The following is a 12,736-nucleotide window of genomic DNA, read 5'->3' as shown; positions in this document are numbered from 1 at the left end:
TACGGGGTCCGACGCACGGCGGCCGGGCATGGCAGATGTCCTCACTCAGGGTCCGCGCCCTGGTTCGACGTGACCGGCGACGAGAGTCTCCTGGCTCCCGGATCCGCTGTTCCCCCGGCCTTCCAGCCCGCGCGGCGGGCCGTGACGTCCGTGTGGGGGACAGCTCCCCGGTGACAGTGGCGGGACCGCGCCGGATTCGCACCGGCTTCCTCTGCTGCCGCCGTACTTGGCCCCGGCAGTCCACCACGCCCCCCGAACAGCCGTCAACCTGCCGCTGACCTGCGAGGCCGCAGTGTGCGCAGACGCACACCGGGCCGGACACGCGGGTGCGTGTCCGGCCCGGTGGGGAGGAACGGGAGGTCAGGCGACGATCAGATAGATCCCGTATCCGACCGCCGCCGCGCACAGCGCGAAACAGGCGTACGCACCGGCGCGGGCCCGCACCGGGGAGCCGCCCGTCGTGGCGGACGCCTGCTTGGCGAGGCCGACGATGCCGAGGCTGAAGAGGCCGACCAGCGCCACGGTGACCACGAGGCTGACGCCGAAGACGGAGGCGAGGGCCGCCCAGTCGATGTTCATACGGATCCGTCCTTACACCGTGGCCGGCCGGGCCGGAGGGTCTGCGGGAGCGTCCGGCGCCGGGACCGGGGCCGGGATGGTGGTCTTGAGTTCCGGGACGTTCACGCCCACGGGCGGCGGGCTGACGGCCGCGATGGCGGTGGTGACGACACCCGCGGGCTCGGGCGCGGTGACGTTGGTGTGGTCGACCGGCTTGCGGCGCGACAGCAGCCAGATGGCGCCGGACCCGGCGACGAGCAGCACGGCCACCACCGCGACGCCCCAGGGGCCCTGCTTGGTCAGGAACTCCGCGCCCGCGCCGACCAGACCGGCGGCCGGCAGCGTCAGACCCCAGGCGACGAACATCCGGGTGGCGGTGGACCAGCGGACCACACCCCCCTGGCGGCCGAGACCCGCGCCCATCACGGCCCCGGAGCAGGACTGGGTGGTGGAGAGGGAGAAGCCGAGGTGCGAGGAGGCCAGGATGACCGTGGCCGCGCTGGTCTGGGCGGCGAAGCCCTGCGGCGGCTTGAGGTCGGTGAGGCCGCTGCCCATGGTGCGGATGATGCGCCAGCCACCGAGGTACGTACCCATCGCGATGGCCAGACCGGCGGAGGCGATGACCCAGACCGGCGGGTTGGAGCCGGGGGCCAGGACACCACCGGTGACCAGGGCCAGGGTGATGATGCCCATCGTCTTCTGCGCGTCGTTGGTGCCGTGGGCGAGTGAGACGAGGCCCGCCGAGGCGATCTGCCCGGCCCGGTAGCCCTTGGCCGTCGACTTCAGCTGGGCCTCGTCGGTGATCTTCCGGTTGATGCGGTACGTCAGCTTCGTGGCCAGCAGCGCGGCCACACCGGCGACGAACGGGGCGGCGATCGCGGGCAGCAGGACCTTGGTGACGACGGTGCCGCCGTTGATCGAGGACCAGCCGGCCGACATGACCGCGGCGCCGATGAGTCCGCCGAAGAGTGCGTGGGAGGAACTGGAGGGGAGGCCGACCAGCCAGGTCAGCAGGTTCCACAGGATGGCGCCGACGAGCGCCGCGAAGATGACCTCGGTTCTGAGGCCGTTCTCGTTGATGATCCCGCCGGAGATCGTCTTGGCGACCTCCACGGACAGGAACGCGCCGACCAGGTTGAGAACGGCGGACATGGCCACCGCGGTCTTCGGCTTCAGGGCGCCGGTCGAGATGGTGGTGGCCATCGCGTTGGCGGTGTCATGGAAACCGTTCGTGAAATCGAACACGAGAGCTGTTACGACCACAATCGCAAGCAGCAGGGTGATGTGTTCCATTTACCCAGGCAATCGTTCGACGTCATTGGCAGTTGGAACGTAGGCAAGCTGGGTGAACGGAAGATGAACTGAGCAGGGCGCTGTGGTGACCCCAAGCGCGTGCGGACGTTCCGGTTGGGTCCCCGGGAGGTGGCGGAGCCCTCCGGGGGTGGTGTGCGGCCAGGCCTTTGCCCGGTTTTGGTGAACCCTTGGCGCGGGGCTTTTGTCCTGTTCGAAGGCGTTGGGGAGACTTCCCTCACGCCCTCGCTACGATCCCCGCATGACGGACCACGGGCAGGACGCGATCGGACAGGCATGGCGGGGAGTGGTCGCGACGGCCCGCAGGACCGCCGCGGAGGGGCTCGTCGTGGGCACCTCGGGCAACGTCTCGGCCCGGGTCGGCCCCGTCGTCCTCGTCACCCCCAGCGGAGTCCCCTACGACCGGCTCGGGCCCGGGGACGCGGTGGGCGTCGACCTCGACGGGCGGCAGGTCCTCGGCCGCCTCGCCCCGACCAGCGAACTCCCCCTGCACCTCGCCGTGTACCGGGACACCCCGGCCGCCGCCGTCGTCCACACCCACGCGGTGCACGCCACCGCCGTCTCCACCCTGGTCACCGAGGTCCCGCCGGTGCACTACGCCGCCGCCCTGCTCGGAGGCTCCGTCCGTACCGCCGCCTACGCCCGCTACGGCACCCCGGAACTCGCCGAGCACATGCGGGAGGCCCTGCGCGACCGCACCGGCTGCCTCCTGCGCAACCACGGCACCGTCACCTACGGCGACACCCTCGACCAGGCCTACGAGCGCACCGCCCAACTGGAGTGGCTGTGCCGGCTCTGGCTCGCCGCCAGTTCCGTACCCGGCCGCCAACCGTCCCTGCTCACCCCGGACCAGATGCGCGACGTCCAGGACGCCCTCGAAGGCTACGGCCAGCCCGGCTGAGTCAGGGCCGCCCGGATGGCCGGGCACCGTACGGCCCGGCCCGCTGGCAACGCGGCCCCCGGCCCGCGAGACTGGGGCGATGCGCCCGGCAAAAGCGACGGCAGCGGCCGTCACCACGATCCTCGGCGTCGGCGCGGCAGCGGTCGCGGCCGGCCGCTACGCCAGCGACGCCGCCCTCGCGGGAGGCTCCCCGCGCCCCTTCCCCGGCGACCGCAGACTCACCGTGCACGCCACCGCGGCCGGACAGGTCACCCTGACCCGCTCCTTCGCCGCCCTGCGCCCCGGCACGTACGGGCTGGCGGGCCGCGACACCCACGCCATCGTCGGACCCGTCCTCGACCGGGCACCGGACGGCTCCGCCGACACCGTCGTACGCCGCCTGGAGCGGGTCACCCGCGGCAGCCTGGAACCGGGCGCCCGGGTCCGCCTCACCCCGCAGCTGCACAGCGGCGACCCCCTCGGCGGCCTCGGCCTCGACTACGAGGACGTCGAGATCCCCGGCGAGCTGGGCGCCCTGCCCGCCTGGTTCGTCCCCGGCGACCGCGACACCTGGGTGATCACCGTGCACGGCCTCGGCACCACCCGGGAACACCCGTTGAACGTGCTGGACTTCCTGCACTCCCAGCAACTCCCCGTGCTGGACCTCGCCTACCGCGGCGACGAGGGCGCCCCCCGGTCACCCGACGGGCTCGCCCACCTCGGCGAGTCCGAATGGCGCGACCTGGACGCGGCCATCCGCCACGCGGTGCGGTACGGGGCGAAGCGGGTCGTCGTGCACGGCTGGTCCACCGGCGCCTCGATGGCCCTGCACGCGGCCGTCAACTCCGCGCTGCGCGACCGCATCGCCGGACTCGTCCTCGACTCCCCGGTCATGGACTGGCGGGTCACCCTGCGCGCCCTGGCCTCCGCCCGCGGTGTCCCCACCGCGCTGCTGCCCCTCGCGGTCCGCGCCGCCCAGGGCCAGACCGGCCTGCACGGCGCCCCGCTCCTGGACACCTCCGTGCCGGAGACCCTGGACACGCCGACCCTGATCTTCCACGGACCCGACGACACCCTCGCGCCCTGGCGTCCCTCCCGGGAACTCGCCGCGCTCCGCCCCGAGCTGGTCACCCTGCACGCCGTACCGCAGGCTCCGCATGGCGCGATGTGGAACGCCGACCCGGCCGGCTACGAAGAGACCCTGCGGCGTTTCCTCACGCCCCTGATGTGAGGTGATGGGGTGGATCGGACCGGTTGGCGACAGCCCGGCGGACCGCCCCGAGCCCCCGGGACCGGGCTTCCGTTTGGGCTTTCGGGCCGTCAGACGCAAGACTGCTCCCCGTGACGTCCCGTACCCCGCGCGACTCCAGGCTGCGACTTGTCCGCCCGCGACCCCTTGCCACCGCCCGCAAGGCCGTGACCACCCGGCGCGCCAGGCCGGCCCCCCGCCCGCCCGCGGGCACCCCGGCACCCGCCGAACTGGCCCGTCAGGCCAGGGCCGTGCTGGCCGACGCCGTACGCATCGCCCGCTGGGCGGCCGACGGCGCGGGTCCGGGCGCCGTCCCGCTCGCCGACCGCGCCCTGGAACGGGCCGCGGCCGCCATGGAACTCTCCCCGGCCCAGGTGCGGGCAGGCTGGGACCGGGCCAGGCTCGCCGGGCTGATCGAACTGCACGGTGACACCGCGCGGCCCGGCTGGCGCCTGCGTGCCTGGAACCGCGACGACTCCGCCGTGCTGCGCGGCTGGGTGGCGCTCTTCGACGCCTGGTCCCTGGTGCACTCCTCGCCCGAGGGCATCGAGGCCACCGCGGTCGCCGAGGCCGTCGAGGCCGTCCCCCAGGTCCTCTCCCTGCTCCAGCTCTCCGCGGGGCCCGTCTCCGTACCCGCCCTCCTCGACCTCCTCGCCCAGCGCGTCGCGGAACTCCACGAGGAACGCTGCGAGGTGCCCTACGGCCCCCAGGAGCCCGCCCCCGCCACCGAGACCTCGGCGGACCTCAACGCCCTGCTGCTCGACTGGGCCCTGGAGGGACTCGCCGCGGTCGGCGCCCTCACCCTCGGCGCCGGGCACGCCACCCTCACCCCCCTCGGCAACTGGGCGGTCTGGGTCAAGCTCGAACAGATCTGTGTGGCCGCCCAGAGCCCCGCCGGCAACATCGAGCAGTCCGCCGCCGACATGCTGCTCGGCTGCGCCCGGCTCACCCCCGGACCGGCCCGCGCCGAATACCGCGCCTGGCTCGCCGCCCGCCCGGTCGGCAGCGCCGTGGCCGAACTGCTGGCCGTCGCGCGCGGCGAGGACGCCCTGCTGCGCGGCCTCGCCTTCGAGGCGCTGCGCGTCGTCGGCGCCCCCGCCGAACCCGTGGTCCGGTCCGTGGTCACCGAGGCCCCGCTGCGCCCGTACGCCCTGCTCTGGCTCGCCGAGTACGAGGGCGCCGACCCCGACGACGCCCAGGACGTCCTCAGCCGGGAGGAGGCGACCTGGCTCTGGGTGGACACCGCCGCGGCCGTCGCCGACCACGGCGAGAGCGGGCTCCTCGTCCGCCACCTCGACTCCGCCGTCCAGGGCACGGTCCCCGCGCTGCTGGACGAGGTACGGGCGGTCGGCCATCCACGCACCGTGCAGGTGCTGGTCGCCCTGGCCGCCGCACACCCCGACCCCGCCCTGGCCAAAGCCGTCCGCCGGGCGGCCTTCCAGGTGCACACCGGCGGCGCCTGACACCCCGGCGCCGGGCCCCCGGGCGCGGGCGGCCGCTCCGCCCACCCCGGGGCGCACACCCCGGAAAACCAGGTGGACACCGCCGGTAGAATGGCCCCATGGCAATTCTCCCAGTGCACTAGACGGCGTCGAGTCGTGAGTCCGTAACCGTCCGTCCGCCGTCCATACCGCCCTGGAGTTTTCCGTGATCACCGCTTCCGGCATCGAGCTGCGCGCCGGCGCCCGCATCCTCATCGAGTCCGCCTCCTTCCGCATCGCCAAGGGCGACCGCATCGGTCTCGTCGGCCGCAACGGCGCGGGCAAGACCACGCTCACCAAGTGCCTGGCCGGTGAGGGCACCCCGGCCGGCGGGACCATCACGAGCTCCGGCGAGGTCGGCTACCTCCCGCAGGACCCGCGCACCGGCGACCTCGACGTCCTGGCCCGCGACCGCATCCTCTCCGCCCGCGGCCTCGACGAGATCCTGCGCAAGATGCGGGAGAACGAGGAGCGGATGGCGAACGGCAAGGGCGCCACCCGCGAGAAGGCGATGAAGCGGTACGAGCGCCTGGAGACGGAGTTCCTCACCAAGGGCGGGTACGCCGCCGAGGCCGAGGCCTCCACCATCGCCGCCGCGCTCAGCCTGCCCGACCGGGTGCTCGGCCAGCCGCTGCACACCCTCTCCGGCGGTCAGCGCCGCCGCGTGGAGCTGGCGCGGATCCTCTTCTCGGACGCCGACACCCTGCTCCTGGACGAGCCGACCAACCACCTGGACGCCGACTCCATCGTCTGGCTGCGCGACTACCTCAAGAACTACCGCGGCGGCTTCGTCGTCATCTCCCACGACGTCGAACTGGTCGAGACGGTCGTCAACAAGGTGTTCTACCTCGACGCCAACCGCTCCCAGATCGACATCTACAACATGGGCTGGAAGCTCTACCAGCAGCAGCGCGAGGCCGACGAGAAGCGCCGCAAGCGCGAGCGCCAGAACGCCGAGAAGAAGGCCGCGGCCCTCAACTCGCAGGCCGACAAGATGCGCGCCAAGGCCACCAAGACCGTCGCCGCGCAGAACATGGCCAAGCGGGCCGAGCGCCTGCTGTCCGGGCTGGAGGCGGTCCGGGTCTCCGACAAGGTCGCCAAGCTGCGCTTCCCCGAGCCCTCCCCGTGCGGCAAGACGCCCCTGATGGCCGAGGGACTCTCCAAGTCCTACGGCTCGCTCGAAATCTTCACCGACGTGGACCTGGCCATCGACAAGGGCTCCCGCGTCGTCATCCTCGGCCTCAACGGCGCGGGCAAGACCACCCTGCTGCGCCTCCTCGGCGGCGCCGAGAAGCCCGACACCGGCCAGGTCATCGAGGGCCACGGCCTCAAGCTCGGCTACTACGCGCAGGAGCACGAGACCCTCGACCCGGAGCGCACGGTCCTGGAGAACATGCGCTCGGCGGCGCCCGACCTCGACCTCGTCGAGGTCCGCAAGACGCTCGGTTCGTTCCTCTTCTCCGGGGACGACGTGGACAAGCCCGCCGGAGTGCTCTCGGGCGGCGAGAAGACCCGGCTGGCCCTGGCCACCCTGGTCGTCTCGTCCGCCAACGTGCTGCTCCTCGACGAGCCCACCAACAACCTCGATCCGGCCAGCCGCGAGGAGATCCTCGGCGCCCTGCGCACCTACAAGGGCGCGGTCGTCCTCGTCACCCACGACGAGGGCGCGGTCGAGGCGCTCCAGCCGGAGCGGATCATCCTGCTGCCGGACGGCGTCGAGGACCTGTGGGGCGCGGACTACCGCGACCTGGTCGCCCTGGCCTGACCCGTCGCGGGGACGCCCCGCGACGCCCGGTGATCCACGCCGTACGGAGCATTCGGCCGACGGGTGATCCCTCATCTGGATGAGGACGTCTCGTACCCGACGGCAGCGCCCGGCAGATATCTGCCGGGCGCACCCATTTTGGTGTACCACCCCCATACGGCCCTGACCTGGCGGTTCTTTTCCCAGCCTGTGAAAAGGCCCTCCGCCGCCCCCTGGAACACCGGATTCCGATTGTGGTGGCCGGAATCCGGGCCGGGAATCGGGACGTACGGACCTTGCCGAATGGGTGGCCAGGAAGCTCGCGAGGGGTGATCATGAGAGTCCAGAGCGCACTTCCTTGAGGAGGCACGGGTGGCCGAGACTCTGAAGAAGGGCAGCCGGGTGACCGGCGCCGCGCGTGACAAGCTCGCGGCAGACCTGAAGAAGAAGTACGACTCCGGTGCGAGCATCCGGGCGCTGGCCGAGGAAACGGGCCGCTCCTACGGATTCGTCCACCGGATGCTCAGCGAATCCGGAGTCACGCTGCGGGGACGCGGCGGCGCGACACGGGGCAAGAAGGCCGCTTCGGCCTGACGGCGCGGTCCGGGGCGGGTGGAGGTCCGCCCCCGACGGCTCGCCGGAACACCGGGTGGCCACCCGGCCGACCCTCAGGTCGTCCGGGTGGTTACTGTTCAGTCACTTACCAGTACGTGCTGACTGCACCCGATCCGGAGGCGCCCCATGACCTCGCACGCACCCGTGCTCGACAAGGACGGCATACGGCTCACCGTCGACGACGCGGTGGCCACGGTGACGCTCAACGGCCCGGCCAAGCGCAACGCTCAGTCTCCCGCTCTGTGGCGGGCGTTGACAGAGGCCGGACGGTCCCTGCCCGGCAGCGTCCGGGTGGTCGTGCTGCGCGCCGAGGGCAAGTCCTTCTCGGCGGGCCTCGACCGGCAGGCGTTCACCCCGGAGGGGTTCGACGGCGAGCCGTCCTTCCTCGACATGGCACGGGGAACCCACGAGGAGCTCGACGCGACCATCGCCGCGTACCAGGAGGCGTTCACCTGGTGGCGCCGCAACGACCTCGTGTCGATCGCGGCCGTCCAGGGCCACGCGATCGGCGCCGGCTTCCAGCTCGCCCTCGCCTGCGATCTGCGGATCGCCGCCGAGGACGCGCAGTTCGCCATGCGCGAGACCAGCCTCGGGCTCGTCCCCGACCTCACGGGCACCCACCGCCTGACGCACCTGGTGGGATACGCCCGCGCGCTGGAGATCTGCGCCACCGGCCGCTTCGTGCACGCCGAGGAGGCCGAGCGCACCGGCCTGGCCAACCTGGTGGTCCCGGCCGACCAGCTCGACGCGGCGGCGCGTGACCTGGCCGCCGCCCTGCTGGCCGCCCCGCGCGACGCCGTGGTGGAGACCAAGGCCCTGCTCGCCGGCGCCGCCTCGCGTACCTACGAGGAGCAGCGGGCCGCCGAACGCGCCGCGCAGGGCCGTCGGCTCCGCGACCTGGCGGGCCTCTCCGACTGACCCGACGACCGGACGCCTCGACGACCGGGCGCCGGGCCCCCGCCGGGCGCGGGCGGGTGCGGTCAGTCCCGGGGCAGCACCGCCGTGACCAGGACGGCCACGGTGGGAGCGCCCTCCACCGCGGCGGCCACCGCCCGGCGCACCTCCCGTGCCACGTCGAGCGCCCGGTGGCCGGCGGCCGTCGCCAGCTCCACCCGGACATGGCCGGCGTCCATGTGCACCGCGCCGCCCAGCATCCGGGTCAGCGACACGACCCCCGGCACGCCGGTCGCCGCCGCCCCGGCGGCGCCCTCCGGCTCGGCCGTACGGACGCCGGCCGGCTCCGGCGGGGTGCGTACGGGTTCCTCTTCGAGCAGGTCCGTCACCGTCAGGTCCACCTCCTCGGCCACCAGTCCGAGCCGGGTGTCCGCCGCGGTCAGCAGCGCCACCCGCAGCGCGTGGGCCGTCGCGGGCAGCGGGTGCCGTGCCGTGGAGGCGAAACCGGCCTCGATCCGCAGCGGTCCCGGCGGCAGGGCACTGGGCGGTCCCGGCACCACCGGCGTACGGGCGTCGTCCTCGCCGGTCCGCGCGATCCTCAGCCGGCCCAGCACCGCGCCCGTCTCCACCGCCGCCTGCTTCAGCACCGCCGCGGCCGCGCGCTCGGCGATCCAGGCCCCGTCACCGGGTCCGCCCAGCGGCAGCAGTCTGCCCAGGCCGAGCTTCTGGCGTACCGCCGTGGTCCATCCGTCGGCCCGGTGCGGGCCGTCAGCCGTAGTCATTCCCCCAGCCTGCCGTATCCACGGCGCGGTATCCGGCAAGCGCACTTAGCGTGGTCGGCAGAAGTGCAACCCCGCCCCGAAGGGAAGAGTGGCGATGAGCGAGAGCCCACAGCGGAACCGGCCCGACAGCCCCGGCAGTTCGTTCGGCGGGGACGACGGCAGGGGGAGCACCAGTTCCCTGAGCAAGCGAGGCGGAGGAGCCCCCGCGGGGCGGGGCCGCACCACCATCGCGGACGGAGTCGTCGAGAAGATCGCCGGAATGGCGGCCCGCGACGTCGGCGGCGTCCACGCCATGGGCAGTGGCATCTCCCGCACCTTCGGCGCGATGCGCGACCGTGTCCCGGGCGGCGGCAAGTCCGTGACACGGGGCGTCAAGGCGGAGGTCGGCGAGTCGCAGGCGGCCCTCGACCTGGAGATCGTCGTCGAGTACGGCGTGGCGATCGCCGATGTCGCGGGCGATGTCCGGGAGAACGTCATCGCCGCCGTCGAGCGCATGACCGGCCTGGAGGTCGTCGAGGTCAACATCGCCGTCAGCGACGTCAAGCTTCCCGACGAGGACGACGACGAGGACGAGTCCGAGTCACGCGTCCAGTAGGCCTCGCCCCGCGAGGCAGTTGAGGAGCACAGATGAACATGGCTGTAGTCGGCATGATCGCCGGCATGGCGCTCGGTTTCGCCGGGTACTTCGGTGGGTTCGGCGCGTTCCTGCTGGTCGCCGCACTCGGTGCGGTCGGCTTCATCGCCGGCCGCTTCGTGGACGGCGACCTGGAGCCCGGCGACTTCTTCCGGAGTCGCGAGCGCGGCGACCGGCGACGGTGACGGCGGTGACGGCGACGACCGACCGGGTCGCGCCGGCGGACCGCGGCCAGACCCGGATCGCCGACCGCGTCGTCGCGAAGATCGCCGCCCAGGCGGCGAAGGAGGCGGTCGGAGCGGCCCCCGGTGACGCCGCCCCGCCCCGGGCGACGGTCACCGTGCACCGGGACATCGCCCGGGTACGCGTCAGCCTCGAACTCGGCTATCCGGGTGACATCGGACGCCGCTGCGGGGCGGTGCGCCGGCGCGTGACCGAGCGGGTGGAGACGCTGGCGGGCATGGACGTACCCGAAGTGGCGGTGCAGGTCGAGCGGCTGCACGCCGCGGACGCGGGCACCGGAGCGGAGGGGAACATCCGATGAGCGAGCCCCACGACCCGCAGGACGACACGCGGCGCCTGCCCACCACCGGCGGCGAGGAGCAGCGGCCCGGCGACGTCCTCACAGCGGACCCCGAGGCACCCGCACCGGAACCGGAGCACTCCGGCGGCCGCGCGGGCCGGTTCCGGTCCGCTCGGCGGTTCCCCGCCGTACTGACGTCCCTGGTGCTGCTCGGCGCCTCCGGCCTTCTGCTCTACGACATCGCGTCGGTACGGGCGGGCCGGCCGGCCATGTGGTGGCGGCGTACGTTCGCGGACGAGCTGGCGAGCCGTCACCTCGACGACGTATGGGTGCTGACCGGATCCGCGGTGGCCGCCGCCCTCGGCCTGTGGCTGCTGTTCCTCGCCCTCACCCCCGGGCTGCGCTCGCTGCTGCCGATGAGCCGCCGGCACGCCGGGGTACGGGCCGCGCTCGACCGGGACGCCGCCGCGCTCGTGCTGCGCGACCGGGCCGTGGAGGTGGCCGGGGTCCAGTCCGTACGGGTGAGGATGCGGCGCCGCCGGGCGAAGGTGTCGGCGGTCTCGCACTTCCGTGAACTCGACGAGGTCCGGGACGACCTGGATGCCGTGGTGGGCGCGGGCATCAAGGATCTGGGGCTGGCCCGGCCTCCCCGGCTGTCCGTCCACGTCCGCCGGCCGAAGAAGGGGTGAGCCGCGTGATCGGCAAGGCCAACCGGGTACTGCTCGCCCTCGCCGGGCTGATCCTCCTGATCGTCGGCGGTGGCGTCCTCGCCACCGGGCTCGGGGTGTCCGTCCCGTCCTGGTGGCCCTTCGACGGCAAGAGCGACGTCCTGCTCAGCAGGAGTGACCGCTACCGGTGGCGCGGCGACGGCTGGTGGTGGCCTGTGGTCATCGCCGTCCTCGCGGTCCTGCTGCTCATCGCCCTGTGGTGGCTGCTGGCACAGCTGAGCCGCTCGCGCGTGTCCGAGGTGCTGATCGACAGCGGCGACGGTGAGGGCGCGGTGCTGCGCGGCAGGGCCCTGGAGGACGCGCTCGGCGACGAGGCGGACCGGCTGGACGGGGTGTCCGAGACCAAGGTCAGGCTGAGCGGCCGGCGTACGGCGCCACGGGCGCGGATCAGGCTGCGGATGGAACCGCACGGCGCCCCGGCGGAGGTGCTGCGCGGGCTCTCCGACGAGGCGCTGGCCCACGCCCGTACCTCGGCCGGGCTGGACGAACTGCCGGCCGAGGTACGGCTCAAGGCGGTCAAGCACCGCGCGGAGCGCGTGACCTGAGGGCGCCCGCCCCGCACGTGCCCCGCCGGGGCGTCAGAAACCGTGCCGGTAGCCGCCGTCGACGGGCACCATGACGCCCGTCAGATAGGACGCGGCGGGCGAGAGCAGGAACGCGGCGGTCTTCCCGAACTCCTCCGGAGTGCCGTAGCGGCGCAGCGGGATCAGCGCCTCGTTGGCCGCGCGGGCCGCCTCCGCGTCGCCGGACAGGGAGTCCAGCTCACGCACCCGGTCCGTGTCGATGCGGGCCGGCAGGACTCCGACGACCCGGATGCCGACCGGGCCCAGCTCGTCCGCGAGGGACTTGGCGAAGCCGGCGAGCCCGGGGCGCAGACCGTTGGAGATCGTCAGTCCGGCGATCGGCTCGTGCACGGACCCCGACAGGACGAAGCCGATGACCCCGCCCTCGCCGAGCGCGGCGGCGGCCGTACGGGCCAGCCGGACGGCACCGAGGAAGACCGACTCGAAGGCGGACTGCCACTGGTCGTCCGTGTTGTCGGCGAGCAGGCCGGGCGGCGGGCCGCCGACGCTGACGAGGATGCCGTCCAGCCTGCCGAAGCGTTCCTTCGCGGTGTCCACCAGACGCTGCGCGGCCGCCGGATCGGCGTTGTCGGCGGCGACACCGACCACGCCGTCGCCCAGTTCGGCGGCGGCGGCCGTGACGCCCTCCTCGTCCCGGCCGGAGACGACCACCTTCGCGCCGTCCGCGGCGAGGGCGGCCGCGGTGGCGTTGCCCAGCCCCCGGCTGGCACCGGTGACGATGTACACACGGTCCTTCAGTCCAAGATCCATGGC

At 73.4% G+C, this 12,736-nt stretch carries 15 protein-coding genes and 1 riboswitch; of the genes, 11 read left to right on the top strand and 4 right to left on the bottom strand.

Annotated elements, in window-relative coordinates:
- Window positions 1-83 precede the first annotated feature (83 nt).
- Window positions 84-213: riboswitch (cobalamin riboswitch) on the bottom strand.
- A gap of 147 nt (window positions 214-360) precedes the next feature.
- Together B9S64_RS05945 and B9S64_RS05940 are read right to left on the bottom strand one after the other, a co-directional pair.
- Window positions 361-579: a hypothetical protein gene (locus tag B9S64_RS05945; RefSeq protein ID WP_103489117.1), complete on the bottom strand. Its 219-nt coding sequence runs from the start codon at window positions 577-579 to the stop codon at window positions 361-363.
- 12 nt (window positions 580-591) lie between these two features.
- Window positions 592-1,851, bottom strand: a complete 1,260-nt coding sequence (locus B9S64_RS05940; RefSeq protein ID WP_103489118.1) for an inorganic phosphate transporter — start codon at window positions 1,849-1,851, stop codon at window positions 592-594.
- Between the two features lie 259 nt (window positions 1,852-2,110).
- Here B9S64_RS05940 and B9S64_RS05935 point away from each other — a divergent pair, with 259 nt between their 5' ends.
- From B9S64_RS05935 to B9S64_RS05910, 6 genes are all read left to right on the top strand, one after another.
- Window positions 2,111-2,770 (top strand): class II aldolase/adducin family protein, encoded by a 660-nt coding sequence (locus B9S64_RS05935; RefSeq protein ID WP_103489119.1) that lies wholly within the window; start codon window positions 2,111-2,113, stop codon window positions 2,768-2,770.
- Between the two features lie 79 nt (window positions 2,771-2,849).
- On the top strand, window positions 2,850-3,980 hold the full coding sequence (locus tag B9S64_RS05930; protein ID WP_103489120.1) for an alpha/beta hydrolase: 1,131 nt from the start codon (window positions 2,850-2,852) through the stop codon (window positions 3,978-3,980).
- 185 nt (window positions 3,981-4,165) lie between these two features.
- On the top strand, window positions 4,166-5,461 hold the full coding sequence (locus B9S64_RS05925) for a hypothetical protein (RefSeq protein ID WP_103489121.1): 1,296 nt from the start codon (window positions 4,166-4,168) through the stop codon (window positions 5,459-5,461).
- Between the two features lie 184 nt (window positions 5,462-5,645).
- The gene (gene abc-f / locus B9S64_RS05920) at window positions 5,646-7,244 is read left to right on the top strand and encodes a ribosomal protection-like ABC-F family protein (RefSeq protein ID WP_103489122.1); all 1,599 of its coding nucleotides are present in this window, start codon (window positions 5,646-5,648) and stop codon (window positions 7,242-7,244) included.
- A 351-nt stretch (window positions 7,245-7,595) separates the two neighbouring features.
- Window positions 7,596-7,817 (top strand): helix-turn-helix domain-containing protein, encoded by a 222-nt coding sequence (locus tag B9S64_RS05915; protein WP_006123601.1) that lies wholly within the window; start codon window positions 7,596-7,598, stop codon window positions 7,815-7,817.
- A gap of 147 nt (window positions 7,818-7,964) precedes the next feature.
- Window positions 7,965-8,756 carry an enoyl-CoA hydratase/isomerase family protein gene (locus tag B9S64_RS05910; protein WP_103489123.1) on the top strand — a complete coding sequence of 264 codons (792 nt, stop codon included), beginning with the start codon at window positions 7,965-7,967 and terminating at the stop codon, window positions 8,754-8,756.
- Window positions 8,757-8,818: 62 nt separating this feature from the next.
- Here B9S64_RS05910 and B9S64_RS05905 read toward each other — a convergent pair whose 3' ends face one another.
- The gene (locus B9S64_RS05905; RefSeq protein ID WP_103505042.1) at window positions 8,819-9,514 is read right to left on the bottom strand and encodes a hypothetical protein; all 696 of its coding nucleotides are present in this window, start codon (window positions 9,512-9,514) and stop codon (window positions 8,819-8,821) included.
- A 94-nt stretch (window positions 9,515-9,608) separates the two neighbouring features.
- On the opposite strand from B9S64_RS05905, the gene B9S64_RS05900 reads away from it, so the two are divergent.
- The 5 genes from B9S64_RS05900 to amaP are packed head-to-tail and all read left to right on the top strand — an operon-like array spanning window position 9,609 to window position 11,944.
- Window positions 9,609-10,109, top strand: a complete 501-nt coding sequence (locus tag B9S64_RS05900; RefSeq protein WP_103489516.1) for an Asp23/Gls24 family envelope stress response protein — start codon at window positions 9,609-9,611, stop codon at window positions 10,107-10,109.
- A 32-nt stretch (window positions 10,110-10,141) separates the two neighbouring features.
- Window positions 10,142-10,333 carry a hypothetical protein gene (locus B9S64_RS05895; protein ID WP_103489515.1) on the top strand — a complete coding sequence of 64 codons (192 nt, stop codon included), beginning with the start codon at window positions 10,142-10,144 and terminating at the stop codon, window positions 10,331-10,333.
- 5 nt (window positions 10,334-10,338) lie between these two features.
- Window positions 10,339-10,692, top strand: coding sequence for an Asp23/Gls24 family envelope stress response protein (locus B9S64_RS05890; RefSeq protein ID WP_103489519.1), 354 nt, complete (start codon window positions 10,339-10,341; stop codon window positions 10,690-10,692).
- On the top strand, window positions 10,689-11,360 hold the full coding sequence (locus B9S64_RS05885) for a DUF6286 domain-containing protein (protein WP_103489514.1): 672 nt from the start codon (window positions 10,689-10,691) through the stop codon (window positions 11,358-11,360). The genes B9S64_RS05890 and B9S64_RS05885 overlap by 4 nt, the downstream gene beginning before the upstream one ends.
- A 5-nt stretch (window positions 11,361-11,365) precedes the next feature.
- Window positions 11,366-11,944, top strand: coding sequence for an alkaline shock response membrane anchor protein AmaP (gene amaP / locus B9S64_RS05880; protein WP_103489518.1), 579 nt, complete (start codon window positions 11,366-11,368; stop codon window positions 11,942-11,944).
- A 33-nt stretch (window positions 11,945-11,977) separates the two neighbouring features.
- On the opposite strand, the gene B9S64_RS05875 is transcribed toward amaP, so the two are convergent.
- Window positions 11,978-12,733 carry an SDR family oxidoreductase gene (locus tag B9S64_RS05875; RefSeq protein ID WP_103489513.1) on the bottom strand — a complete coding sequence of 252 codons (756 nt, stop codon included), beginning with the start codon at window positions 12,731-12,733 and terminating at the stop codon, window positions 11,978-11,980.
- Window positions 12,734-12,736 lie beyond the last annotated feature (3 nt).

Source organism: Streptomyces sp. SM18 (assembly GCF_002910775.2).
Classification (GTDB): Bacteria; Actinomycetota; Actinomycetes; order Streptomycetales; family Streptomycetaceae; genus Streptomyces; species Streptomyces halstedii.
The sequence above is the reverse complement of the archived record's forward strand: the minus strand, read 5'-3'. Positions and strand labels throughout refer to the sequence as shown.

Bases quoted from the DNA above. Each gene is read 5' to 3' on its own strand.
- B9S64_RS05945 (WP_103489117.1), bottom strand. From the start codon at position 579: ATGAACATCGACTGGGCGGCCCTCGCCTCCGTCTTCGGCGTCAGCCTC.
- B9S64_RS05940 (WP_103489118.1), bottom strand. From the start codon at position 1,851: ATGGAACACATCACCCTGCTGCTTGCGATTGTGGTCGTAACAGCTCTC.
- B9S64_RS05935 (WP_103489119.1), top strand. From the start codon at position 2,111: ATGACGGACCACGGGCAGGACGCGATCGGACAGGCATGGCGGGGAGTG.
- B9S64_RS05930 (WP_103489120.1), top strand. From the start codon at position 2,850: ATGCGCCCGGCAAAAGCGACGGCAGCGGCCGTCACCACGATCCTCGGC.
- B9S64_RS05910 (WP_103489123.1), top strand. From the start codon at position 7,965: ATGACCTCGCACGCACCCGTGCTCGACAAGGACGGCATACGGCTCACC.
- B9S64_RS05905 (WP_103505042.1), bottom strand. From the start codon at position 9,514: ATGACTACGGCTGACGGCCCGCACCGGGCCGACGGATGGACCACGGCG.
- B9S64_RS05900 (WP_103489516.1), top strand. From the start codon at position 9,609: ATGAGCGAGAGCCCACAGCGGAACCGGCCCGACAGCCCCGGCAGTTCG.
- B9S64_RS05895 (WP_103489515.1), top strand. From the start codon at position 10,142: ATGAACATGGCTGTAGTCGGCATGATCGCCGGCATGGCGCTCGGTTTC.
- B9S64_RS05885 (WP_103489514.1), top strand. From the start codon at position 10,689: ATGAGCGAGCCCCACGACCCGCAGGACGACACGCGGCGCCTGCCCACC.
- B9S64_RS05875 (WP_103489513.1), bottom strand. From the start codon at position 12,733: ATGGATCTTGGACTGAAGGACCGTGTGTACATCGTCACCGGTGCCAGC.